This is a genomic window from Roseomonas aerilata DSM 19363 (assembly GCF_000711725.1).
In the GTDB taxonomy this organism is placed as follows: domain Bacteria; phylum Pseudomonadota; class Alphaproteobacteria; order Acetobacterales; family Acetobacteraceae; genus Roseomonas; species Roseomonas aerilata.
Window position 1 is genome coordinate 29288 of sequence record NZ_JONP01000019.1, and the last position, 25711, is coordinate 54998.

The 25711-nt window shown below is 63.6% G+C and carries 15 protein-coding genes and 2 pseudogenes; 9 read left to right on the forward strand and 8 right to left on the reverse strand.

The window, feature by feature from the left end:
* Positions 1-199: 199 nt before the first annotated feature.
* The 3 genes from BO39_RS19580 to BO39_RS33675 form a co-directional block, all read right to left on the reverse strand.
* Positions 200-964 (reverse strand): hypothetical protein, encoded by a 765-nt coding sequence (locus tag BO39_RS19580; RefSeq protein ID WP_156963779.1) that lies wholly within the window; start codon positions 962-964, stop codon positions 200-202.
* 441 nt (positions 965-1405) lie between these two features.
* A complete protein-coding gene (locus BO39_RS19585; protein ID WP_211257490.1) occupies positions 1406-2608 on the reverse strand; it encodes a DUF2252 family protein in 1203 nt (400 codons plus the stop codon).
* A gap of 59 nt (positions 2609-2667) precedes the next feature.
* Positions 2668-3855, reverse strand: a complete 1188-nt coding sequence (locus BO39_RS33675) for an amidohydrolase family protein (RefSeq protein WP_169742791.1) — start codon at positions 3853-3855, stop codon at positions 2668-2670.
* Between the two features lie 2728 nt (positions 3856-6583).
* Here BO39_RS33675 and BO39_RS19595 point away from each other — a divergent pair.
* The 8 genes and pseudogenes from BO39_RS19595 to BO39_RS34500 all read left to right on the forward strand — a co-directional run bounded on the left by BO39_RS19595 (position 6584) and on the right by BO39_RS34500 (position 16692).
* A complete protein-coding gene (locus BO39_RS19595) occupies positions 6584-7318 on the forward strand; it encodes a hypothetical protein (RefSeq protein WP_156963780.1) in 735 nt (244 codons plus the stop codon).
* Entirely contained in the window at positions 7315-9432 is a 2118-nt protein-coding gene (locus tag BO39_RS19600) for a DDE-type integrase/transposase/recombinase (protein ID WP_043836609.1), read from the forward strand. Before BO39_RS19595 ends, BO39_RS19600 begins: the two co-directional genes overlap by 4 nt.
* Positions 9429-10529 carry a TniB family NTP-binding protein gene (locus BO39_RS31275; RefSeq protein WP_084698271.1) on the forward strand — a complete coding sequence of 367 codons (1101 nt, stop codon included), beginning with the start codon at positions 9429-9431 and terminating at the stop codon, positions 10527-10529. Before BO39_RS19600 ends, BO39_RS31275 begins: the two co-directional genes overlap by 4 nt.
* Positions 10510-10905 (forward strand): annotated as a pseudogene (locus BO39_RS35250) (TniQ family protein); the annotation flags it as partial. The gene BO39_RS31275 and the pseudogene BO39_RS35250, both read left to right, overlap by 20 nt.
* Before the next feature lie 312 nt (positions 10906-11217).
* Positions 11218-12462, forward strand: a complete 1245-nt coding sequence (locus BO39_RS31280) for a hypothetical protein (RefSeq protein ID WP_245615274.1) — start codon at positions 11218-11220, stop codon at positions 12460-12462.
* A gap of 421 nt (positions 12463-12883) precedes the next feature.
* Positions 12884-15358 (forward strand): TIR domain-containing protein, encoded by a 2475-nt coding sequence (locus tag BO39_RS31285; RefSeq protein WP_084698283.1) that lies wholly within the window; start codon positions 12884-12886, stop codon positions 15356-15358.
* Between the two features lie 347 nt (positions 15359-15705).
* A pseudogene (locus tag BO39_RS35255) lies at positions 15706-16107 on the forward strand (TniQ family protein); the annotation flags it as partial.
* Positions 16108-16254: 147 nt separating this feature from the next.
* The gene (locus BO39_RS34500; RefSeq protein ID WP_043836615.1) at positions 16255-16692 is read left to right on the forward strand and encodes a hypothetical protein; all 438 of its coding nucleotides are present in this window, start codon (positions 16255-16257) and stop codon (positions 16690-16692) included.
* Between the two features lie 898 nt (positions 16693-17590).
* Here the strand turns inward: BO39_RS34500 and BO39_RS19620 are convergent.
* Both BO39_RS19620 and BO39_RS32755 read right to left on the reverse strand, forming a co-directional pair.
* Positions 17591-18760 carry an aminotransferase gene (locus BO39_RS19620; RefSeq protein WP_043836618.1) on the reverse strand — a complete coding sequence of 390 codons (1170 nt, stop codon included), beginning with the start codon at positions 18758-18760 and terminating at the stop codon, positions 17591-17593.
* A 71-nt stretch (positions 18761-18831) separates the two neighbouring features.
* Entirely contained in the window at positions 18832-19356 is a 525-nt protein-coding gene (locus BO39_RS32755; protein ID WP_043836620.1) for a hypothetical protein, read from the reverse strand.
* 118 nt (positions 19357-19474) lie between these two features.
* Here BO39_RS32755 and BO39_RS19630 point away from each other — a divergent pair, with 118 nt between their 5' ends.
* On the forward strand, positions 19475-21955 hold the full coding sequence (locus BO39_RS19630; RefSeq protein WP_043836621.1) for a PAS domain-containing protein: 2481 nt from the start codon (positions 19475-19477) through the stop codon (positions 21953-21955).
* 284 nt (positions 21956-22239) lie between these two features.
* Here the strand turns inward: BO39_RS19630 and BO39_RS19635 are convergent, their stop codons facing one another.
* The 3 genes from BO39_RS19635 to BO39_RS19645 form a co-directional block, all read right to left on the reverse strand.
* Positions 22240-24162 carry a potassium transporter Kup gene (locus BO39_RS19635; protein WP_084698276.1) on the reverse strand — a complete coding sequence of 641 codons (1923 nt, stop codon included), beginning with the start codon at positions 24160-24162 and terminating at the stop codon, positions 22240-22242.
* A 78-nt stretch (positions 24163-24240) separates the two neighbouring features.
* A complete protein-coding gene (rnhA, locus tag BO39_RS19640) occupies positions 24241-24705 on the reverse strand; it encodes a ribonuclease HI (RefSeq protein ID WP_043836625.1) in 465 nt (154 codons plus the stop codon).
* Complete coding sequence (locus BO39_RS19645; protein ID WP_043836627.1) at positions 24695-25669, reverse strand: homoserine kinase; 975 nt, start codon at positions 25667-25669, stop codon at positions 24695-24697. The genes rnhA and BO39_RS19645 overlap by 11 nt, the downstream gene beginning before the upstream one ends.
* Positions 25670-25711: the final 42 nt, after the last annotated feature.

The following is a 25711-nucleotide window of genomic DNA, read 5'->3' on the forward strand; positions in this document are numbered from 1 at the left end:
CTGCCGCAAGCGAGTCTCCTTTAATGGAGTGGAGCGGTTCAATTGGGCACGGAAGCTGCACCTTGCCTTCCGAAAATTTTTCGGTGGAACGGAAGAAGCTCCTGACCCGCAGTCTTGAACTGCTTCTTGTAGCCGGAGCCGTGACCCGTCCGTTGCCGCCTTCGCCGAAATGATGGCGGTAGCTCTTCTAGAACGCTTCCTACCTCCGCGTCGGTCCTCCTCCCCGTGGTGCGACGTTCTGACGCACCACGCCTGGCTGCGGCATGCCGAGGTAATCCCGTGCGTTCCTTGCGGCCGCCTCGATGCGCTCGCGCAGGCGCGGGCAGTCCTGTAGGTTATCGGGCCCGCGTCCGGAGTTCATCGTGTTGAACGCATCGCGGTAGTAGTCTCTCCAGCCCGCGTCACTGACCTTGGCCAAGTAGATCTCGAATTGGGCGACGTCATCGGTGCGCGGCCAGCTGCACGCGGATGCCGTGCTCGTCCTGGAGGCGATCTTGAGGACCGCGTCGTAGGTTTCCTTAACCCCGGGACCGCACAGGGCTGATCGGGGTGCGCCCTCCACGCCCGCGCGCTCGCAATCCCAGCCGCCCAACTCGGCATGATTGGAGTTTCGGTTGCGGGTGTACATGGCGAGGTAGGGGTAGCGACCGGCACCGTCCCTGGAGAACCACTGGCGGCGCGGCATGGTGGGCGGGGTTGGGTCCTGGGCGGCGTAGAAGTAGAGAAAGCAGATCCTGGGCGAGTTGGGCTGGCCGCAGAGTTGCTCTGAGGCCCGATCGTAGACGGCCCGGGTGCGCTCCAGTCCCTCGGCCAGGCGGACGAACTTGACGTCGGCGGCCCCCTCAATACCACCTACCACCGTCCACTCCGGTGGCGCCGCTGGTGTTCTTTCCCCGAAGAGGGCAATGGCGGCCAAGCTCAAACCAAAGGCCCCTGCGATCGCCACGCCTATCGCTTTCTGCACTTGGCCGCCTCCAGTTCATCGTTGAGGATCATACCAGGGAACGCACTTCCGCCTGGAACAGTGGGCGCCCTGCTTGCGAGCGTCAGACGCTGGTCATCGCCACTATGGTCAAGCTCATGACACTGGCGAGCACCCAGCGAGCGCTCTTGCGCCTTGCCAAGTGAGATCTCAGGTTATCAGTTGGCACAGCGAATTTGCTGATCGAAAAACCAGACCGAACTTGACGCGGTGGGCACCGTAGGACCGACGACCTCGGCGGCGCGAAGCGCAGCAAGCGGTCAGCTTTATCGCCTTTTATTTTCCCGACCATAGTTTATGGCCGTGAGAATAATTGGGGGTAATGCCACGTGAGGCCGTCCGGCGTGCCGAGCACCCGCGGAAAGAACATACCGAGGCACCAGGGGGAGAAGAGGCGAAACGGTCGCACAATCTCCCTAGTTCCTACTGAGAACGGTCAGCGAACAGCTTCTGCTCCGTCGCCACTGCTCGAGCAGCACGCCGCGCGGCGTCCGCTAGCCAGCCCTTGCTCCGTCGCGCGAGGTCACGCTGAAGCCGATCCGCCTCACCGCCGCAGCCGAGGTGGACTGATGCGAGGTCTCGCGCCATGGCCCCAAGCATATCTGTACTGAGCAGAACATCCTGCCCAAGCCTTCCTTCCGTGCCGTCCTCGTTCTCGGGCAGGAGGGGCTTCTCGGTCTCAATCTTGCGGTTGTTGGGGGAGAGCCTGCGTATAGCCACGCCGTCGGTCACGTCGTGCCACGGGTCGGGGGCCCGGAACCGACCGGTTGCGATCTCCATGCAACGGATGGCGCGGCCCCTGTCCGTATGTGCGCGGGTCCAGCCTGATGGGACGATGCCCTTGGCTTCCCGTATTACCCAGTCGCCTTGCCATTTTGCTTCTGCCACCCAGCGCGGGCGCCCAAGACTGCCCAGCCCTGCACATTGGGCCCACATTCGGGGTTCGTCCGAGCCCGCCGGAAGAGCTGCGCGGAGGGCTGCCGCGTAGCGTGGCCAGAGGGTGGGACGCTCATCGGCAGGGAGTGCTTCAAACCGCTTCCGCTTCTTTTTCAGCTTGTCCCAGAACTCCTGGCGGTGCCCTTCAGCAACCACGACGAGTTGCCGCAACCAAGCTAGGTCCCGGTCCAGCACCGCGGGCCCAGGGTTATCCAGACCGGCAGTGTAGCCGCTCAGGAGGGCCTCCTCGATCTGGGCGGCGTCCTGACCAGCAGGGGAAGCTGCCAGAAGGCCGCTTGTGGCCAAGCGGAGGAGGTCCAGGGCATAGGGCATCTCGGCCGCCTCGTCGAAGTCGTTCACGCCCCAGACGAGCCGCCCGTCCGCATCGCGCCAAGTTCCAAAGTTCTCGAGGTGTATGTCTCCAACCGCAAGCAGGCTGGGCGCGTCGGCCAGCTCCGGCGAGATCTCCAGAACGATCTCAGCCCAGCGCCAGTAGGTGGCTCGGAGAAAGGGGAACGGTCCTCTCCGCATCTCGGCCCGTTTCTTGGTCAAGTCCTTTGCGACCACCTCGGGGCCGAGCTCGGCTTTGAGGTAGGCCTCGTAGCCGCTCGTCGATGCCAGTATGTCCACTGTCCTGCTCCGCCGCAGCATAGGGTGGCCTAGTAGGCTGATTGTTCGCAGTCCCCGCAACTGATGCTGCTCTGGCCCATCGAAATGCTTGAACCGGGCATCCCGACATCCCTGAATCCTCAGGCAGTAGGCGGTGGACTATCCCAGAGCGCGAGCCGTGAGGGATCCAAGTCGCGCTTGCGGTAGAATTCCTCAAGCCTCAGCCGGGTCTTTGGTTTTTGACCATCCGCGACAGCGATGCCAAGGAACCGTGCCGCGTGCCCACCGAGGAAGCCGCGGCGCTGCATCGATGTCATGTTGAGCTGTTCGGGCAGCTTGTCTCTCATTGCCCTATAGAAGTCCTTTGCGGCCAGACTGCGGGAAAGCATGACCCAGTCGGTGCCGTACATGAGCCTGTCCACGGCTCCAGCGTTGGTTTGCCGGGCCAGGAGATCTCTCACGATCGGCATGATCTGGGCGTCCTGATCCGTGTCCCGTTGGGTTCGGTGGGCAATGGCATCGTAGTCTGCCAGATCGGCGTAGACATTCGGATACCCTCGCGACAGGAGGCCAACTGCATGGCTTGGCCAGGATGTCGGTGGTCCGGACTTTCCAAGATGCCAGACGCCGCCGAGGTGACCGAGGTTGAGGCGAATTGACTGCCAGCGCCCGTTGTCGTGGTCGAGCATCTCCTTCCAGAAAGCGGGCGAACCCCTCCGTCCCGCTTCCGGGGTTGGGTTCTGGCTTTCCGAGGTATGAGCCATGATCGCCACGTCCTCGGCGAGACACCAATCGTAAAGCTCGGCAAGAGCCCGATCGAGCTTCGTTCCATCAGCATCAAGGCCGCGGAGGCTGGCGGGAAACGGCTCGTTCTTCCACCGGGCAGCATTCCCGGAGGGGTAGAAGCCCAACACTGGGTAGAGCTTTACGCCTACAAAGCCCTGCTCCTGGACGGCATACTTGACGACGTCCAAGGGCGTCATGCCCCTGGAGCGGGAGGACGCATTGGCCTCGTCCCTGACCTGCCGCCAGGGGCAGAATGGTACAAAGGGATGGATGCCATAAGCTTGGCCGGGCGTAGCCGCGATCTCGCCCATGACGTCGACCTGATCGGGAAGCGAGCTGACGTTGAGCTGGTCAAGGGGCCCCTCTGTCAGCCACATCGTGAAGTCGATGACCGCGGGTGTGAAGAGGCGGACCTCGCGGCCGCTGCCATCATCTGGGAGCTGGACCAGCCGCTTTACGAGTTCGGAACGGGAGAGACCCAAGAAGCCACCAAGGCGTAGCACGCCGACTACTTCCTCGGGCCCCCTCATGATGTCCTCCACGAGTTGACGGATGCTGAAGCGCCGCCGCGTCGGACTGTTATCGAATGTGCGAAGGGAAGGGCGCCCTGTGAGGATGTCGAGTAATAGCTGGCGCTCTTCCTCAGTCGGCTCCGAAGCGGACCTGAGCTCCGGCCGCGTCACACCCAGGGAGAACAGCTCCCGCCGAACGGCCGATCCCGGCCGATCATCTAGGTATCGTGGTAGAGCGAACTGTAGCGCGTCGCGTAGAACTTGGTCGTCTGTACGGGTGTCGCTCGGCGAACCTCGATCAGGCTGGGTCGAGAATGTTCGCGCGCCGCGGGAGCCCCTGAGCCGCGCGAGTTCGGCTGAGGGCGTGAGTGCGGGCAGCCTGAGCATATGGCCGAGAAGCAGCGTTAGGGCGTTGGACGCTGGGCCAAGGACCGGAGCGTGCTCGATGGCCTCCGGAACATAGATGTGTTGGATGAAGCCAGTGATTGGCAAATCCCGCGCATTGAAGACATGGCAATGGACATCGATCGCAGCCAGGGGTGTCGTTGGCTCAGTAGGCGGAGCAACGACGGGGCTGGGAGTGGGGACACACCCTGCCGACAGACCGAGTGCGGCCAGGATCCTGCTGCTCGAGAGAACATTGCGCCGTGTTGTGGTGCTACCGGCGTGCTTCAAGTCGGCTTGATCGGACATAGGCATCTCCCCGGCACGACGACGGGATGTGAGCAGGATTTCAGTTCTGATGCCACAAAGTTAAGCTGGCGCTGCTCAAGCAGCCTCAGGGTAACCACTGCCGAAAGTACTGAGCCACCATCTCGGGTCTGACCTCCTATAGAAAGCCTCCTGCTTTGGCAGGGAGGTTGAGCATGTCACTCTGCGTGTTCAGCGGTCCGGGGAGACAAGAATGCGGCGAACTGCTCTTGCACTGGCGACCGTATTGGGGATCCTCACTGCGTCGGCAGCCTTAGCGCAACCCGCCTCCAAGCCATCCCAGCCTGTAGTCCTGACCCCCGATGCCGAGGATGCATTCTCCACCCTTCTGGAGGACCTCCGGCTCTTCCGGGACCGGGTGACCCTGCTCGGCTACGAGTTCAACGCTATCTCGGGGGCCCACTGTTTCTCGTTCGCGACGCCTAACCCTTACAGCGGGCGTCCTCAGCGGGGGCAGGCAGGGGTGAGACCAGACGGCACTGTCGTTCCCGGTGGGTCACTGTGCACCCAGTACGAAGCCAACCGGGCGCCGCCTCCGAGAGAGCCCGAACTCCCGATGACCGCTTGGCGCTCGGTGGAGGAAGCGCTGGCCCAGTGCTCGGACCGGAGTGCAGTTCTTCCGCCCTCACGGGAGAATGACGACGAGGGGATAGCCCCACAGCGCCACATCAAGACGGCGACGAGTGGGCAGGTTGGTCCTCTGCATTGGCGGATCTGCCGGGGATGGTCAGGCCCCGTCTCTACCGGCACCAGGGTCTCTGCCATGGTGTTCTTCGAGGGTAACCGAGGCCCACCCGTTCTGACCCGCAGCGTTGAATTCGGGAATGTGGGAGTACCCGTTGAGACCGAGGGGCGTATCGTCGTCCCGATCACGGGTACAGGGAGTTGGCCTGTTCCCCTCGACTTTGTGGTCTACCGCCAGGGGCTTGAGTGGGCAGCCAGGCCGGAAGGGCATCTCAATGAAGGGCTCAGGCAGCAGCTCCGCTCCATCGACAGCGGCTCGATCGCCCGCGTGGCCGCCCAGGTGACCTTCTCGCCCGAGACGCGCAGCTTTTCCGCTCAGATCCTGCGTCCAGGAGAGGGACACTGCTGCCCCACTGGGGGGCAGGCGAGGGGGCAGCTCGCATGGGAGGGCACGGAGCTCAAGCTGCAACGGGTAGTCGTCGCCCGTATCGGTGTTCCCACCCGGCGCTACGACCTCAGAGCGGGGCGGTGGACTGAAATGCCCTTGGGTGACGAGTGGACCCTCGAGGAACACCTCAGCGCTTGTTGGCGTGGTCAGGCGCCTCGAGACATCGACAACCGGTTTGCGGTTAGGGCCCGCATCTCTCCTGATGGACGCATTGAAAGTCTGGAGCACGACCGCGCACGGCTGGCAGAAACCCGCTTTCCCCGTGTTGACCGCGTCCCGGCCGAGGCTCGTGAAGCACGGACCTTTAGCTATATCCAGGGTGTGCTAGCCCGCTGTCCTATCCCCAAGGAATACGCTGGCCTGGTGAATGGTCGGGTTCAGGAAGGGATCCTCCGTGGTCCCGTAGCGCGTTAGGACGGCACGAGGACGAGCCGTGCTCGGCCTGGATGATCCCAGGCTACAGCCGATGGGCCGCAGCCAACTCCCGGCGTTTGAAAAAAGTGCGGTGGTAGCCCTCTCGGCATTGAGCAACCTCGGTCCGGTCTGGGCGACAGGGGCCACCTTGCCCAGATAATCTGGACAACCGGGCCGCATTCCGCTATGGGAGCCAAATGTCCTGGCCGATATCCGCAGCGATCTGACATCCGGTGACCTCAAGAGGTCGCCCGATTGATTCTGTGTGTGGTCACTTGCTGCCCAGGACCTCCATGATCCCGCCCGTTATCCCCTGCCGCACTAGGGTTTTTGCCCATCTGGCGACGGGCATCCGTGCGCACCTGTCTGCCCCCCTGGCAGGTGGGCGGGATCATGCTCACCCCGCGATCACGTCGTCCGCAGGCATAGCTCGGCACCCAGCCTGAGCTGCTGCCCTCCTGGGTGAGGGCGGCCCGTCTCTCTCCGGACCGGATGCCTCGCGTGCGCAAACATGTCCTTGGTGCGAAGTCGCTCCTGCAGCGCAAGTGCGCCAGCTTTCTGCCAATCCAACATCGCTCGCCTAAGGCCGCGCCGCGCGCTGGAGGCAACGCAGAAGCTGTGCCCAAAGCTACACCGACCATGGTGTACTTCCCCACCTACAAGGGTGGGCACCGCAACGAGCGGTTGAGGCATTATTTTCATGAAGACATGGCGTACCTCCTAGAGGCCGATCCGCAGGTTCTCCGTTGGACGACAGAGGTAGAGCCGATCGACGTCCTGCACGACGACAATCAGATGCGGCCGTTTATTCCGAGCATGCGGGCTGTGACCACGCGAGGAGTTCGCATGGTCAAACTCGCGTGGGGGAAGCGTCAGCCCAAGAGGAGAAGTGCCAAGGCACGTCGGCCTCGGCCGGTCGATGTGGACGGTCTGACCTACGAGTTCCTCATGGGTGAGGACCTCACCGTTCATCCATGCCTGCCTGCGAGCAAGGAGGTGATCTATCATCGTCCTCGCGAAACTGATCCGGATCTGCCCTGCCTTGCGGCGGCTGTTTTCTCCGAGAGCAGACCAGTAACCCTGGGTGATCTCCAGGAGCGTCTTGGCCGCAAGGTGGCGGCGTTAGAGGACCTAATTTCCCTTGTGGCCCAGGGCTTCATCCAGGTGGATTTGAGGTGCAAGGTCGATGCCGGGATGACCGTTCTCGGCTGCCGCACCCAGGGATACCTGTCATGAAAGACTGGCGTACTGCATCGGTGGGCAACTTCCTCCGCTGGAAAGGTGCCACCTGGGTCATCGATGCAAAGGTCGGGAGCATCCTTCAGCTCACGAATGTAGAGAGCGAGGAAAACGCGAAACTCCCGGTCGCCGACTGGATGGATGGCTGCTTTAGCGAGGCGATCAAGATGGTAGAGCATCCCGGGGAGGATCTCCCGGAGGATCGGAAGGACATCTCTGAAGTCACCTTCAGTGCACTACCTCCATCCATGCAGGCAGCCGTTCTCCGGATGCGCCGGTACATCGAGGCCTATGAGAGGCCTCGTGACTTCTACCAGACCTACCTGCCGCATCTACCAGAAGACGAGCGGAAGACACCCGACCGGCTCAGTGAGAGCAAGGTAATGCCCCTGCTGCACCATGTCGCCCTGACGATCGCCGGTGAGAAAAGGCCACCAGGCTTCTCCACGTTCTGCGGGTGGATGAAGCGTTGGCGCCGTTACCAGGACTGGAGGATGATGGCGCCCCGCTACGACAAGCGGGGGTCGGACACTCGAACCATCATCGTTGGCCCCATGAAGAGGATCATCGATGGAGCCATCAAGCGTGTCTGGATGACAAAGGCCCGCAACACAAAGGTAGCCGTTTGTGAGAGCGTGGAGCACGCGGTTCTCCGGTACAACGGCAGGCACCCAGACAAGCCAATCGGGGTCAGCAGGCGTCAGATCAATCGCTACATGTCGGAGAACATTGACCAGTACGAGGAAGCTGTTGCTCGGATCGGCAAGCGTAATGCCGACGACCGCTTCAAGCCTGTCGTCAAGGGACCGGGTGCGGACTACGTCTTCGAGATCCTTGAGGTCGACCACACTCAGGCAAAGATCGAGGTAATCGACGACGTCACTGGTGAGAACCTCGGTCGTCCCTGGATCACAGCATCGCTCTGCCGCCGAAGCCGTATGGTATGCGGCGTGCACCTCCACTTCGACGGCCCGTCCCTCCATGCCGTCATGCAGTGTCTGCGCAACACCATGATGCCCAAGGGATTCCTGAAGAAGCTCGTTTCAGGGATCGACTACGACTACCCGTGTGCTGGCACGCCGCTGAAATTTTTCTTCGATCGTGGGACCGACTACGACAACGAGCATGTTCAGGAGGTTGGCCTGAACCTGGACATCCGGACGGCCTACGCACCAGGTGAGAACCCAGGGTACAAGGCCTCGATAGAACGCTTCTTCGGCACCCTGCATGGGCAGGTGGCCTACCCCATAAAGGGGAGCACGCGTCGGGTAAAAAACCGTGTCACTGACAACCGTCCACGGAAGAGCGAAGCGACAATGCCTTTCTCGGATTTCTACGAGCGCCTTTGGCATTGGGCTACCATGGTCTACGCCAAGGATTTCCATGACGGCCTCAATGATGTCCCGCTAGATGTCTGGAATGAGAGCGCTGCCGTTCGGAGCCCGCGGCCCCCGCCATCCAAGCGCAAGCTCGACGACGTCTTGATGCGCACAGTCCGCTGTGAAGCCACCAGGGAGGGAGTTCAGTACAAGGGACTCATCTGGAACGGGGACCTCATCCGAGACATCGTTCTTCAACCCGGGCCCCGCCATAGGCGTGAGGTCCTCCTTCGGATCGATGATGGTGATATCTCCAACGCCAAGGTGATCAACCCTGCCACGGGCTTGCTGACTCCCGTGCAGCCTGTCCTCGAACGATACATGCGAGGCACCAGCATGCACGCGCATGAACTCGTTCTGCGCAGGGTCGCAAAGAAGAAGGAGGGCACACATAGCGAGCGCTCCCTTGTCGAAGCCAAAAAGAGAATGGAGCTTCAGGCGGCGGCGACTTGGTCGAAGAAGTCCACAGGCTCCAAGGTCCGTGCCCGTCTCGCTAGGCTGGCAGGCATTGGATCGATGGCTCCTAGCGGCGACGACCTCGGCAGTCTTGACCCCGTAAAGGGCCTGACCTCAGTAACCGACAAGCGTCGTAAACCCACACCTCAGACAGAGACCCAGGTCGAGCCACAGGCATCCCTGGCAGCCTCACCCGTCCCCGAAACAGATCCACCGGCGCCCGCTATGCCGCGAGTTCGACGGTCAGCTCCAGCCATGAAGATGCCAAACACATGAGCGACGAACTTCCTCCTGCTCCGCGTCCCCTGGATCGAGCGAAGCTCAAGTGGGCTATTGAGGATTTGCGGCGCCTGCGCACACGTTACGGAAAACTGCGTCTGATCGAGAAGGACATTCTTGATCTGATTAGCCGCAATAACAGGGGGTCGGAGGGACGCGTCAAGCTCCTCCTCGGCGCGTCGCGGACTGGCAAAAGCCAACTTGTTGAGATGGTGGAATTCCAGTTCCCGGTCAGGCAGAGGGCGAATCAATCCGAGAACGGCGATTTCTCTGATGACATCCCTGTGGTCTGCGTTTCAGCACGCAATGCAAGCGTGAAGGCACTTGCCGAACGCATCTATCAAAAGATTAGCGGCAGGTCGATTGAGGACGTTCTGGGTCGCCGCTACAACAGAGACAACATTGTCGACCAGATCGCACATGTCGCACGTGTTTGTGGGACCAAGCTCATTGCCATTGATGAGGTCCATGAGCTGCTTGAAGGTCGGGCAAGGGAAACGCCCCAGAGCGTCGCGCTTTTCGTAAAGGACCTCGTCAACCTCAAGCTCTTTTCGCTCCTGCTCGTTGGAACAGAAGATGCCAGGAGGATTACCGATTCCAACGTGGAGTTAAAGAAGCGCACACCGCGTGGGCACACCCTGGAAGCTTTTGGCAGGACTGAGACCGACATCGAGGACTGGCTAGACGTGCTGGATGATTACGACCGCCACCTTCAAGAAGATGTCTTTGGTCATTCATCTAACTTGACAGACCGCGTGATGGCGGAGGCGCTCCGCGAGGCAAGCGGTGGCGTGGTGGGCGATGCCGCCGAGCTCATCGAAGCGGCGGCCATTGTGGCGCTGGATGACTGGATCGCGCATGAGGATGACCGCGGTATGGTTCCAGGCATTCGATGGGAGCACCTGGAGGCCGCATTCGGCAATTGGCTTCTGGTCGAGGGCAAGGCTAATCCGTTCTCACCAAGTGATCGCGCGCGGGTCAAAAGAGCAGCTGCATTGCCGCCGGTCGAAGCTGCTGCCCCGGAGCCGGAAGGTCCCGCAAGCGGGGTGAGGGGAAGCTCAAACCCCAAGCGCGATGCCAGCTTCCAGAAGTAGTGTTGTCCCCTTTCCATCGGGAACGGTGACGCGTTCCGGGGAGAGCCTGCCTGGCTACCTTCTCCGGTTGGCGGATCGTGTTGGCACAGATGCGGTGCGGGTTGCGGGCATGGCAGGACTGCGCCAACCCGGGTGTGCGGTCGCCTCGGGCGGCCTTGAGCGGCTTGCCCATCTCGCCAGCCTACCCACGACCTCGCTAGAGGCCCTTGCTTACCGCCGCGCGAACCGGTTTGCGCACCATCATTTCCTGGGCGGCGTCATTCATCGCGAGATGATTGACCTGTCTGTTCGCAGGTCGTGCCCTCGCTGTTTGCAGGAGGGGGATCATCACCGTGCTTGGTGGGATTTGGCGCTCTGTACCGCCTGTCCCCTGCATGGGGTTCGCCTGGCATTCCAGTGCCCGGTTTGCCGGAGGAAGACCGGCTGGACCGGGTCAGACCTCTTGCGGTGCCGTTGCGGCTCAGACCTTCGGGGATGGAACCCGACAGCCATTGAAGCTGGTGAGGCGTCAACGAATGCCCGAGTTCTCTCCCTTGCTGGGGGAGGGGATCTGAGTTGGCTCCCAGAGGCGCTCAGCACCTGCGATCCGGGTGATTTGCTCCGCCTCTCGATGTGCTTGGGGCTGTTCCTGGTGGGATGGCAAAAGGAGCGTCGGGTCGAGACCTTATGCGCTGCCGGAGCGAACGTGGTGGCCGACGTCATGGGCAAAGGCATCAATGCCGTGGAGGACTGGCCAACTCCTATTGCTGCCTTCTTGGAGAGGGAACAGCAGGGGGCGGCATCGCGGCCGGGACGCTTTGGAGCAAGAAAGGCGCTCGGTCCCTTTCAGAATTGGGTGCGTGATCTCGGGCCCGGTCCGGTTCAGGCTGTGCTGCTCGCCGTTGTCGAAGCCAGCATCCAGAGCGATCCCGTTCTCAGGCTCCAAGTCCACCGTTCCCGCCTGTTCGCACAACAGGCAAAATCCAGCTGCGTTCAACATCAGCAGAATGTCATGGTGAACCTTGGGGAAGCCGCGTCCGTACTGGGACGATCTCACGCTTCGATGCGGCGCCTGCTCGCAGATGGGCTCCTGACCGCTGAGGCCGATGGAGGGCGTGGGATGCCCATTGCCCTACCGCGGGACGCCGTCGCTCTTCTCGCGGAAGCTCAGAAGAATGCCGTCTTGCTTGTCGGGGCTGCTGCCATCCTCGGCGTCTCGAAGGCGCGCGTCCTACTGATCCTGTCGTCTGACCTCCTTCGAGGAGAGCCGAGGCTGGCGCTGGGGCAGGCGGCACGGCTAGGCATCGACCGGGGTTCCCTGCGTCGCCTGCTCGCAGACCTGGAAGCCAGGCTACCAGAGACAGCGCCCTCTGGAGGCTTGGTGGGGTTCGAGTTTGCCGCTGCCGCGTTTCGCCATCGGGGCTTTGACATCGTGGCCTTGTTGCGGGAGATCATGGAGTGGCGTTTGGCTCCTGCGGCGATCGCCCATGAGGCCACGGGCCTGAAGCGGCTTCGGTTCCGCCATGCGGATGTCGCTGCCGTTCTGGGGCGACTCAAAAAGGGATCGGTCGCTACCGTTCAGGAAGCTGCACGAACCCTGGGCCTGAAATGGGAGGTGGTCGCCCATCTCACCCGGAAGGGTATTCTTCGCATTGGAGACGGCGGTGTTGATGTAGCCGAGATCCAACGGTTCCATCGGGAAGTCGTGAGCGGGTCTGAACTCGCTCGAGAGAGGGGGACCTCGCCACGGGCTTTGGCAGCAGCGCTGAGGGAGAGAGGTGTCCACCCGATCTCTGGTCCCGATGTTGATGGAGGGAGACAGAACTTCTTCGAGAGGGATGCCTGTGGGAGGGGCAACGGCTCTGCGCTGCACAGATGGCCCTCGTTCAGGGAAGACCGTGTGAGTATCGCTCAACCACTGCCACTGGATCATACCAAGCGTCCTGGTGAATAACCGGTCCCGATCCAAACCAGACTGTAGCGGCGGTGATCCGAACGGCCGGACTTGGCCGAAAGCTGCCTCACCACTTCAGAGCAGAAGCAATGGAAGGACGCCGCACCATCTTGCGTTAGTGGTGCGACCGCGGAGCAACAGCGTTGGGTAGTGTTGCGACTTTAGGGTTGCCAGCGATCTCAGCCATGCTGGCCAAACTCTTCGCGACTGGTACGGTCATCGCTTCGGACGTGCCTTGCCCGACAACCAAGTGGTGCACTTCAATGGAGTCAGAGAGCCGTCCTACGGAACGGAACTACGGTAATTTGCTGCCGTGCCCCTTTCTGCGAGTCTGATCTCATTCGGGCATCGACTGGTTCCCGATTAGGTTTAGTTTTACTCCCAACGCGACTGTTCACGCTCGGTTTGCACGAGGACCAAGATGGCTACCCGGGTATTCTGCCTCTACGTATCTGAAGATCAACGTTTATTCGAGAGAATGAGCCGAAGCCTAGCTACACTTGAGCAAGCGGGATTAACTGAAGCCTTGGGTGGCGCAAGCGTAAATCTAACCGGTGGTTTAATCGGGGAAGCCAAAGAAGAATATGAGCGCGCACAAATAATCCTGATGCTCGTCAGCGCCGATTTTCTTGCAGCAGGTCATGTTTCTCAACTGATTCACGATGCCATGCTAAAGCATGAACGAGGTAGTGCCCTCGTCATCCCTGTGATTGCCCGTCCGTCAAGCTGGCAATCAACGGCCTTTGCTAAAATCTTGGCATTGCCTCGCGACGCGTCGCCCATCACATCGTGGCGGAGCGAGGACGAAGCTTTAACAAACGTGACTGAAGGAGTGCGCAGAGCAATCCTCGGGCGTCTCGAAAGGAGACACAACACAGAAGAACACCGGGTCAGGATTTTCATCAGCTATTCTCACAAAGACTTATCTGACTTGGAAAAACTCCGGCCGCAATTGGCTGCCGTCTTCGACGGTGAACCAGACCTAGCGCAGCCAATTATTTGGGATTACGGAAGCATTCTCCCGGGCGAGTTATTCCAGGAGCAGATTAGGACACGCCTGCAATCTGCTGATATTGTCCTGACACTTGTGAGTCCGGAATTCTTTCGTTCTGACTGGGTTAGGGCCGAGATGTCATGGATAAGGCAAATCCCTGAGAAGAAAAGGCCAAGAATTATCCCTATCATACTGAGACCCGTCAACTGGGTCGACAGTCCAATAGGTCATTACCAAGCTCTACCCCGTGACGGCAAGGCAATCAGTACCTGGCATTATCCCGATGAAGCTTGGCTTGACGTTGCTAAGGGCATTCTCAACGCCACTCGGAACGTCCGAAGGGGTTCTCAATCACCTCAAAAGGCCACAAAGCAAAACAGCGAGGGAATTACACGCTTCGAAATTGGAGAAGTCTTTAAGACTGCGGGTACTCCCACCATAAACTACGAACCGCCCAACGAGTTCGGTCAGTGCAGAGCTGAACTAGCCATATTTGGGAAGGGACTTGTTGTCGAGGGGCCATCAGGCATCGGCAAAACCACCATGATTCGGAGAGCACTGACTGAACTAGGTTGCCAAACGCAAGCAGTCTGGATTCGCTGTGCTCAGCAGACTGAGGTCACCATATTAGAAAACAAGTTATTAGAGGGCTTTGTCGGTTACCTCGTTCTCGATGACTTTCACCATCTTCCTGACGATAAAAAGAACCGAATCGCACGGCTGGTAAAAGCACAAGCTGATGACGACGTGCCTCTCGCAAAGATCGTTATTATCGGGATAAATCGAGTTGGGCACACGTTGATGGAGGGTTTCCCTGAACTTGCTGGACGCGCTAGCATCATCCCCATGCGAAAACAAAGTAATTCATTAATTCAGTCGATGATCGAGAGTGGCGAGAGAGCAGCCAACATTGTCTTCCGCCTGCGAGGTGAGATCATTGAAGCGTCAGAAGGAAGTTTCTTTACAGCGCAGCATTTGTGTTACCAGATTGCAATTAAGGCTGGGGTCTTAGCGACGGAGAAACGGGAGCGGACGATTGAGTACGGACCATCGGATGTGGCGAGCAAAGTGCTCGAGCAATTCGAGTTCAAGTACAAGAACCTTCTAAAGGCTTTTGCTTCAGCAGATGCAAGTTGTAATCCAAAGGGCGCAGGTCTGGCGTTGCTTTGGATTTTAAGGCAGGAGGGAAAGGGTTCTGTGCTGCTCGACGAAGCTCGAGCTGAGTACCCCGAGCTCGGACGAGCCTTTGGTGAATTAGTTTCGTCGGGATTCTGCAGGCTTTTCGACCAATATCCTAGCCTATCAGCAATGCTGTACTTCGACCCCCGCTCCAACTTCTTGGTTGTTGAAGACCCCCAGTTAGAATTTTATCTCAAGAAGATCTCGTGGTCCGACTTTGCCCGGCATACGGGGCACATCGTGAAAATTTCTTCCGAAGGTAAGCTACAATTCCACCGCGCTCCTTGGCATAAGGTCGTCTTGCAAAATTTTTGTCGACGGCATGAGGGTGGGAAATGGTCGGCGCATGGCAGCAACACAAGCCTTCCATGGTGGGCAGTAGCGTGTCTTGGAGGAGCTGCTGCTGCAGCACTAACGGCTCTAATGAATGTGATGCCTGCGGAGTGGTGGCTCTGGAAGACTACCCTGTTTGTCGGGGTATTTGTGACGGTGTTCATTCTGATCCGAGATCCACGCACGAGATACATGCGAGCATTCTGGCTAGTGCTTTCCAGCACTGGCATAACGAATCTTGTGCCCTCCCTTGGGCTAGAGGCAGCTGCACCGCAGATGCTAGTTCGATTTTTTTCAGAAGGACCTGGAACAGGGTTCAATCTTATAATGGGCTTGATCATGATGACGTTACTGGTGTTAGACGCTCTGGAATGGCGACGAGTGCACTGACGCACCGATATGAACATCAAACGCGCAGTTCACCGCATGCACAGGAGCTGTAGACTGCAGGGGGCTCGTTTTGCATCGTGTCCTCAGTCCGGCAGGGAACGAGCTGCTTCGCTCGTGCTCCTTGTCGTACCCCTTGGCGCTTGTCTGCTCCGGAGGCATCACCCCATTCGGCTCAAAGACCTAGAAGGGCGCAAAGCAGCCGCCGAGGTGCCGCACTCCCTATCTCTGGGCTCCACCCTGAACGGTCATTCACCAGGGCGGTCTGTATCACCTGGAAGTCCGATCCTACCCAGTCGACGGCTGTGAATCCTTGGGCCTAAGGTTTTGTCGAAACCTTGCGGGCCTCCATGAATCCCTTCCTTAAAGCTTCGGGTCGTCATTCAGTTAGTACAGAACCCCGGGACGATGAGAGCTTCATCGGCTACATCTTCCGGCTCGCAAAGCGTCGGGACATGACAACTGCGGCCCTCCTTGCGAGCAAAATTGGTATGCCCGCGTTCCTGAACTGGCCGACGGAGGAGAACCTCTCCCGGTTGTCGGCTGATTCTGGTGTGCCTATTGACCGCCTGCGCTGGATATCCTGCAGCCCCAAGACCGGCGACCAGGCGACGTTTCGAGGTCAAGCGGTCAGCATGGGTCTTGTCAAAGGCCAGGTTGGCGTCCGGACGGTTTGCCCTCCCTGCTTGGCTGAATCGCCGCACCATCGCTCATACTGGGATCTCACACACGTTGAGGCCTGCCCCATGCATGCCGTGGGTTTGGTGTGGGCCTGCGCATACCCGGCATGTGGGCGACGGCTAGGGTGGCAGGGGGCCGACCTGACGAGATGTCGGTGCGGAGCGGACCTCACCCAGGCACCTTGCTCCCCGATTGACCCTGACCTGCTGGACGGGACCATGGCGGTTCATGGTCTCCTCGGTGATCAGCGGTTCGCCGCACAGGCCGAGCAGGCGCTCAGCGCCGTTCCCCTTCGGGATCTCCGGCCGGTCGAGGCTGTCGAGTTCATAATCAGGGTCGGACTGGATATCGCCCCTGGGGTTGAGCGCAAAAAGCTGTTCTCCCTGGAGCACGCCATGATGTTGGATGACCCGCCCTACGTGGCTCTCCACCTCGGCCTCCAGGCCGCTCACCAGTGGCCGGAGACCTTTCTCCACATCCCGGAGATCATTCAGGCCAAGAGGAGCCCATCGAGCTCAATTGCTCACGCGCGCTGGGAGAGGGCTGTCCAACGGTGGCTTGGCGGCATCGAGACGGGCAGGGGAATTGCGATCCGAGAAGCCCTGGAGACCACTGCGTTGAGACGACTAGAGCGCGAAGCGGCCTTAGGTTCATGATTTCGCTCGGTAACTGTTCGATGTTCAGTGAACCAGGGCAAGGATCTAATCTGGTCCAGGGAACTGCGGCATTCTGTTCAGTTTTCCGCGACAAGAACGGCCCAGTTGGTCGTGCTGTACCTTGAGCAGCAAGGTCGTCAGTTTGGGCAACGAGGTCGTCCCTGGTCGGAGTGGACGGCCGGTTTCGAAGAGGCGGAGATCGAGAGCTAGACGGCGTGCTGAGGCTCCCTGGACGTCTCCTGCAAGGGGCGTCAGACCTCCCCAGGGATCCGCGAGCCCGTGCGTGGTAGGCGACGTCGGGAACTCGTCCGGCGACGACGCCGGGAACCCGGCCATCGCAGCGCCTGTCTCGGCCCGTCCCTGCCAGGGGAGAATACGTCTGATCGATCCCTCAACCTGCCTTTCCCTGCTCGCCAGGGTGGCTGGGATCCTCATGACGCCTCTGGATGGTTTAACCCCTTGCACGACACCTGTATGGCGGTGCCCTCTGTGGCGGAGGAGATTGTCGACCGTTGGAAGGGCACAGGGGCTGCTTTTGCAGTGGGTGGACCGGATGATGAAAAGAAACGATCGCGTGCGAACTTGGGTAGAAAGTGTGTGAATTCAATTATTAAGTGTCCTTGGCTGACTTCAAGAACCAGAATCTGAAACCAATTTCGTGGGGCCAGGGAATAGCAAGGCGGGGTGAAAACCACGTGGAAATGGCGTCAGCCTGTGCAGTGACTTCAAGTTTAAGCAATTGAAATCTTTTGAGGATTTTCAACATTTCAGATTACCAAGGCAGGAGTGCCAGTTTGTCCAGGGAAGCGTGGCGAGAAGTACAGGGACTGACGGCGAAGCTACCTGTAAGCCGTTGATGTCTGCGGCGCGGTGTCTAGGATACCTTGGCGAGCTATACCTAGCCTGTCGGTGTCGCGGCGCGCAGGCGCTCCACCATCTCCTCGATCGCGGCGGCATCGACATTGGCGAAGGCGATGCGGAGATGGCCTTCCTCCCCGGCGAAGGCGGGGCCGGGCAGGCACATCAGCCCGTGCTCCTCGGCCAGCTGCCGCGCGACCACCCAGGCCGATGTGTCGCCGAAGGGATGGCGGACATAGGCGAAATAGGCGCCGAGCGCCTCCAGCCGCCATCCGGGAAGCCGGGCGAAGGCCCCGCGAAGGGCCGTCGCCCGATCGTTCATCTCGGCCCGGTTTGCCTCACGCCAGTCCGTCAGCGCCGGCAGGCCCCAGGTCACCGCCGCCTGCCCCGCACGGGAGGCGCAGATCTGCACGCAGTCCATCACCTTGCTCAGCTCGGCATGGAAGGCGGCGGGGGCGGTCACCGCGCCGAGCCGGTGCCCCGGCACCGCGAAGGATTTCGAGAAGCTGTAGAGCTGCAAGAGATTATCGGGCCAGCCGCCCGCCGGCAGGTCGTGCAGCCGGTCCTGCCCCGCGGGCAGGAAGTCTCGATACGTTTCGTCGAGCACGAGCCAGAGGCCGCGTCGCTGGCAGAGTTCGTGGAAGCGACGGATGACCTCGGCCGGGTAGACCGCGCCGGTCGGGTTGTTCGGCGTCACGAGCACGATGGCGCGCACGCGGTCGTCGATCAACGCCTCCGCATCTTCAAGGTCGGGCACGAAGCCCGACTGCGCGCGGCAGGGAAGGGGCCTCGCCTCGATGCCCAGCATGTCGAGCGTCATGCTGTGATTGAAGTACCAGGGCGTGGGCAGCAGCACCGCGTCGCCCCGCTGCGCGATCGCCATCATCGCAACGAAATAGGCCTGGTTGCAGCCCGCCGTGATGGCGACCTCCTGCGCCGAGATGCCATCCCCGTAGACTCCGCGGAGATGTTCGGCATAGGCCTCGCGCAGCGCGGCGTCGCCACTGATGGGGCCATAGCCCGCGGCCGCCGGGCTGCCAGCCGCCGAGGCCAACTGCGCAAGCATCTCGGGCGGTGGCGGATAGGCCGGGACCGCCTGGCAGAGATTGAGCAGCGGCCCGCGCGAACCGTCGTAGCGGGCGCCGCAGGCCTGGATCTCCGGGATCGGCGGGGTGCCGGTGTCGAGCAGGTGCGGATTCAGCGGCAGCATCGGGGATCCCGGACGGAGAAAGAGAGAGGGAGAACGCGGCGGACGCGGATTGGTGCCTTTCCGGCGGGCGCTTAGCCGGCGGCTTCCCGGATCCGCGGCAGGTGGAGCTCCCCCTTGGCGCCCCATCCGCGGGCATCCGCCGGCACCTCCGGGCGGAAATGCTCGTAAAGGCGGAAGCCGACCCGGTTCAGCTCCTTCGGGTCGAACGAGCCGGCCAGCGCCTCCATGGCCGCGCGCGCCTCGTCCAGCCGCTTGCCGAAGGCCTTGGCGACATAGGCCCTCGCCGGCGCGGCAGGCGTCGGCCCTTCGCCCGAGGCGGCGAGGATCTGGCCGTGCTCGTCCCTCGTCACCGGCACCTGCCGTCCCAGCAGAGGCACGGACTCGTGCTGCACCAACCCCTTGGCCTGATCCTCCTGCCTGGACGCCTCGGTGATGCCGAGGCGGCGTGCCTTCGCCTGCGCCGCGGTTCCCGCGACATGGCTGGCCAGGCTCATGGCCGTGTCGGCCGAATGGCCCAGGCGCTCCGCCACCACGGCGGCCCAGAGGGTCAGCACGGGCGCGCGGTTCACGCGGATCGGAGCATCGGGTGCCGCCATGGCCGGTTCCTCCAGCGGAATGCCCCCTCGTAACGGCGCGGCCGCCCGGGGATCGCGTCGGCGGGCGTTACAAGGCCCGCGCCGCATCGTAAACATTCGGTCATTGTGGGGGAGCGCCGTGAACCAGACCTACGCCGTCCGGGACGGATCCGGTCCGGGCGCCGCGGCGACAGGCCGGGGCGCGCGTTCGCGGTCGCGCGCGATTCTGCTCCTCATCCTCTGCGGCGTGGTCCTCGCGCCGCCCCTCCTGGCCGGCCTTTCCGCCTGGCGCGCCTGGGACGCGACGGCGCGCGGGGCGGAGGCCGAGGTCGCGCGCACGGCCGATGCAGCTGCGGAATATGCCCGCCGCCTGCTGGAGGGGCAGTTCCTCCGGCTCCAGCGGGCGAACGATATCCTCGCCGGCCTCTCGGACGCCGAAATCCGGGCGCAGGAAGCCGAGTGGCACGCCGCGCTCCAGCGCCTGGCCACCGAGAACGTCGCGCCGGAACGAGAGACCTTTTACGTCCTCGTCTACGACCGGGACGCCTACGCCCTCGTGGCAAGCAACATGCTGCCGGTGAGAATGGACGCCCCGATGCTCTCGCGCGAGTTCAACCGCGCGCTCCGCCCGGCCGACGCGCCCTCCTTCCACATCAGCCCTGTCTATACCGGTCGCTACACGGGGCGGCCGTTCTTCGCCCTCAGCGCGCGCCGGGTGCGGACGGGGAACGGCCTGCCGCCCGGCGCCTATGACGGCGTGATCAATGCCTCCCTCTATCTCGACCAGGTGAACCGCTCCCTCCAGGCGCTGGCCGCCTCGCCCGACAACGTCGTCTCGCTCGTGCGGACCGACGGAGCGCTGCTCGCCCGTTCCTCCGGGCTCGGTAACCTGCCCAGCGAGGAGCCGCGCATCGCGGAGGGCAGCACGATGCTCGAAACCATGCGGCTCGGCGAGGAGCGCTCGGTCTCGCGCGAGGTTTCCAGCATCGACGGCGTGCAGCGGGTGGTTGCCTATCGGCGCGTGGGCGGCAGCTGGCCGGTCTACGTCTCCGCCGCCCGGGCGCGCTCGGTGCTCTACGCGGACTGGCGGCAGCAGGTCCTGCCCCAGGCGCTTCTCGCGCTCGCCTCCTCCGCGCTTCTCTTCGTGCTCGCGCGCGCGGTGCTCGGCCGCCAGCGGGAGCTCGAGGGATCGAACGAGGCGCTGGAGAGCCGCGTGGCCGAGCGCACGCGGGCGCTGGCGGAGAACTCCCGCCTGATGCAGCTCGCGCAGCAGGCCGCCAATGCAGCGTCATGGTCCTGGGAGCCGGGCACGGGCCAGGTGCGCTGGTCGGCGGAGATGTACGTGCTGCTCGGGCTCGATCCCCTGCAGGACGCGGGCACCGAGAGTGCCGCCGCCTTCTTCGCCGCCGTGCATCCGGAGGACAGGGAGTTGCTGCGGGAGGGGGTGGCCAGGGCGCTGCGCGAGGGGGCGATGACCCTTGAGCTGCGCGTCTTCCGCCGCGTTCCGGATGGTCGGGAGGAGCGCTGGTTCCTCTGCCGCGCCCGGCTCTTCCCCGCCGCCGACAACGCCCCGGCCGCCCTCGTCGGCATCCACGTCGACATCACCGACCGCCGCCGGATTGGGGAACGCTTCGAGGCGGCGGCAGGGGCCATCGACGGGTTCGTCTATGAGCGCGATCTCGTCACCGGCCGCGTGGTACGCACCGCCGGTGTCACGGCCCTGCTAGGGGAGGAGATCCCGGAGGCCGCGGCCGCCTGGATCGGCCGCATCCACCCGGAAGACCGCGAGCGCTTCGAACGCGAGGTCGAGGCGGGCCTGACCGATCCGGCGCGGGACCGCTACTCAGCCGAGTACCGCATCCGCCGCGCTGACGGGGGCTGGGCCTGGGTCTGGGACCGCGGCCGCTTCTTCCGCGATTCAGCCAGCGGCCGTGCCGTCCGTGCCCTCGGTGTCATGCTCGACATGACCGCGCGCCGGCTGGCCGAGGAGCGGCAAGCCCTGCTGATGCGGGAGGTGGACCACCGCGGCAAGAACGCCCTCGCCGTGGTGAAGGCCGCGCTCCGCCTCACTCCGGGCAACGATCCCGTCTATCGCGCGGCCATTGAGGGAAGGGTGGATGCCCTGGCCCGCGCGCAATCGCTGCTCGCGGAGACGAACTGGGCCGGCACCGGGCTGCGGGCGGTTCTCGCATCGACGCTCGCGCCCTTCCTGGGCCAGGGGGCGGCGCCGCGCGCGGTGCTGGAGGGGCCGGAGGTCGTCATCCCCGGATCGGTGGTGCAGGCGCTGACCATGGCCCTCCATGAACTGGCGACGAACGCCACGAAGTACGGCGCCCTCTCCTCGGCATCCGGCGTGCTGCGCGTGTCCTGGAAGCGGGACGGCAATACCCTGCGCCTGCGCTGGGAAGAGGCGGGCGGTCCCGCCGTCAGCGCCCCCGCCCGGAAGGGCTTCGGATCGCGCGTGGTGGACAACACCCTCAGTAACCAGCTCGGCGGCTTCGTGCAGTGGGAATGGGCCGCCGAAGGCCTGATCGTCGAGATGGGCATCCCCTTCGCGCGCGGCACCGATGTCGCGGAGGAACTCTCCCGGCAGGCCGCGCGGGGTGCGATTCAGGTGTAACAGATCGGTTGGCCGGTGCTGGTGACCCCGGAGAGGGCGCTGCCCTCTCCGGACCTCACCCGCCAGGAGCCTGAGGCTCCTGGACCTGCGTCTGGCTGTTGCGGACGCGATGATTGAGGGGCGGCACCCTGCCTGACTGTGCAGTCGCCTCGGGTCCACGACCGGAGGCGCACCGGCCGCAGAAGTCCTTCAAGCTTGAAGAAAAAGATGATGGTGAGGGGCCCGGGGAGGGGAAGAATTCCTTCTTCCTCTCCCCGGAGTCACCGGCAACGCACCAGCCAGGATCAAAGCTCAACTCGCGTCCCGAGTTCCACCACACGCGGCGGCGGGATGAGGAAGTAGTCCGGCGCACGGACCGCGTTACGGGTGAGGAAGGCGAAGATGTGTTCCTGCCAGACCGGCAGGTCAGGGCGCATGGAGGGGACGGGCACCTCGTTGCCGATGAAGTAGGAGGCTTCCTCCGGCGAGAAGCCGATCGTTTCCCGGTGCAGGCGCAGAGCCTGGGGCACGTCGGGCTTCTCCGCGAAGCCGAAGCGCAGGGTGACGTGGCGAAAGCCGCCCGGCAGGAGGTGGACCGAGACGCGCTCGGCTTCCGGGATGCGCGGCACGCGCTCGGCTACCACGTGCATCAGCACGACGCGTTCGTGCAGCACGCCGTTGTGGCGCATGTTCAGGGCCATCGCCGCCGGCACCACCTCCCGCTGGCCGGTGAGGTAGATGGCCGTGCCGGGCACCCGCAGCGGGGCGTCAGCGGCGTCCAGGCCGCCGAGGAACACCTCGAGCGTCTGCGCTCCCTCGTCGCGGCGGGCGAGGAGAACCGCGCGGCCGCGCCGCCAGATGAGCATCATCGCGAGGCACACGGACCCGACCAGCAGCGGGAACCAGCCGCCCGCCGGGATCTTGTGCAGGTTGCCCGCGACAAAGACGAGGTCGAGCAGGAGGAAGGGCACGGCCACGAGCGCCACGGCCGGCCAGGGCAGCTTCCAGCGCCCGCGCGCGACGAGGGAGAGAAGGATCGTCGTCACCATCATGTCGCCGGCAACCGCGATGCCGTAGGCGTTGGCCAGGCTTTCGGAATTGCGGAAGCCGAAGACGAGCGCGAGGACCGCGGCGGCAAGCAGCCAATTGATGAGCGGCAGGTAGACCTGGCCTGCCGTCTCCTCCGAGGTCTGCCGCACCTCGAGCCGCGGCACGGCGCCGAGCTGGATTGCCTGCTGCACGAGCGCGAAGGCGCCCGAGATCACCGCCTGGCTCGCGATCACCGTCGCGGCGGTGGCCAGCACTACGGCGAGGTAGAGCAGGGGGCCGGGAAAGAGTCCGAAGAAGGGGTTCTCCGCCGCCGCCGGGTCGCCCAGCACCAGCGCGGCCTGGCCGAGATAGTTGAGGACGAGCGCGGGCATGACGAGGACGAACCAGTCCACGCGGATCGCGTGCCGGCCGAAATGGCCCATATCCGCGTAGAGGGCTTCGCCGCCCGTCAACGCGAGGAAGGCGGAGCCGAGCACGGCCAGCGCCCCCTGGCCCGGGTTGCCCGCCAGGAAGCGGATCGCGTGGCGAGGGTCGAGTGCCGCGAGCACCTCCGGCCGCGCGATGACGTGCAGCAGGCCGGCCAGTGCCAGGACGGCGAACCAGGCAGCCATCACCGGCCCGAAGAGCCGCCCCATCTTGGCGCTGCCGCGGCTCTGGATGGCGAAAAGTCCGATGAGGACCGCGGCCGCGATCGGGACGACATAGGGCGTGAAGACCGGCGTCGCGACCGATAGCCCCTCCACGGCCGAGAGCACGGAGATCGCCGGGGTGATCATGGCATCCCCGAAGAAGAGCGAGGCGCCGGCGAGGCCCACGACGAGGAAGCCCAACCGCAGCCGCTCTGGCGCAACGGGGATGGCCAGGGAAATCAGGGCCATGGTCCCGCCCTCGCCCTGGTTGTCCGCCCGCATGACGAGAACGACGTATTTGGTCGCGACCACGAGGGTGACGGCCCAGAAAATCAGCGAGACCACCCCGTAGATGGCCGTGGGGTCCGCCGCCCCCTCCCCGCTCGCGGCGCGCAGCGTCTCGCGCATCGCGTAGATCGGGCTGGTGCCGATATCGCCAAAGACCACCCCGAGCGCGCCGAGCAGCAGGGCCGCGCCGGCGGGATGGGCCGCCGCGGCCGGGGTGGAGACCGCGGCCGGCGGAGGGCTGCTTGCGTTGCTATCGGGTATGGCCGTGCTCCCCTTCTCAGCACGGCCCTGGACGCCGTTGCCGGGGGAGAACGCAGGGAGGGCCCGGTGGTGGCGCGCCTATCGCCCGAGGCTTAGCCTCGCCGCGGTGGCGAGCTTGTCCGCCCGCTCGTTCATCACGTCCCCCGCATGGCCGCGCACCCAGCGCCACTCCACCTGGTGCGGCTTGGCGGCGGCCAGCAGGCGCTGCCACAGCTCGTAATTCGCCACCGGCTCCTTCGCCGCGTTGCGCCAGTTGTTGCGCACCCAGCCATGGACCCAGCGGGTCACGCCGTTGCGGACGTACTCGCTGTCCGTGTGCAGGACCACGCGGCAGGGCTTCTTCAGCGCCTCAAGCGCCGAGGCGGCGGCGGTCAGCTCCATGCGGTTGTTCGTTGTGGCGGGATCGTAGCCCGAGAGCTCCTTCTCGATCGTCCCGAAGCGGAGGATCGCGGACCAGCCGCCCGGGCCGGGATTCGGCTTGCAGCCGCCATCCGTCCAGATCTCCACCGCCAGGGTGCCGCTCTCCACGGTGTCAGATGCCATAGGCGGAGACCTCCTTGGCCGCGGCGAAGAAGCGCAGGCGGCGCAGGTATTCGATCGGGTCCTTGCGGGTGACCATCGCGCCCGCTGGGGTATTGGCCCAGTCGTAGAGCCGGGTGAGCAGGAAGCGCAGCGCGGCGCCGCGGAGGAGCACGGGCAGGGCCGCCATCTCGGCTGCGGAAAGGGACCGGACGCGGTTGTAGCCGGCCAGCAGGGCGCGCGCCTTCGTCACGTTGAAGGCGAGGTCGGGCTCGAAGCACCAGGCGTTGAGGCAGATCGCCACGTCGTAGGCGAGGATGTCCGTGCAGGCGAAGTAGAAGTCGATCAGCCCCGAAACCCGTGGCCGCCGGTCCGGGCCCTGGAGGAAGAAGACGTTGTCGGGGAAGAGGTCCGCGTGGATGTGCCCGCGCGGCAGGTCCTGGGGCCAGTCCTGAAGGATGGCGGCCAGCTGCCCGTCCAACTCGGCGCAAAGGCCTGGCTGCACCGTGTCGCCATTGGGGCGGCAGCGCTCCAGCAACGGCGCCCAGCCAGGAGGGCCGAGGGAGTTCGCCCGCTCGGCCGCGAAGCCCTCGCCCGCCGCGTGCAGGGCGGCCAGCGCCTCCCCCAGCGGGCCGCAATGGGCCACCGAGGGGCGGCGCGGCCAGACGCCGGGCAGGAAGGTGCAGATGGCCGCCGGGCGCCCCGCCAGCTCGCGCAGCGCCTCGCCGTCGGTGCCGGCGACGGGCTGCGGGCAGGCCAGGCCGCGCGCGGCAAGGTGGCGCATCAGCCCGAGGAACCAGGGAAGCTCCGCCGGGTCCACGCGCCGCTCGTAGAGGGTGAGGATGAAGTCGCCGCCGGTGGTCTTGAGACCGTAGTTGCTGTTCTCGACGCCTTCCGCGATGCCGCGGAAAGCCACGAGATCGCCCAGGTCGTAGCCGGAGAGAAAGGCGCGCAGCGCCTCGTCGGACACCTCGGTATAGACGGCCATCAGATCTCCCGGGCACCTCCTCTGCGCGGGGGTCCATGCATC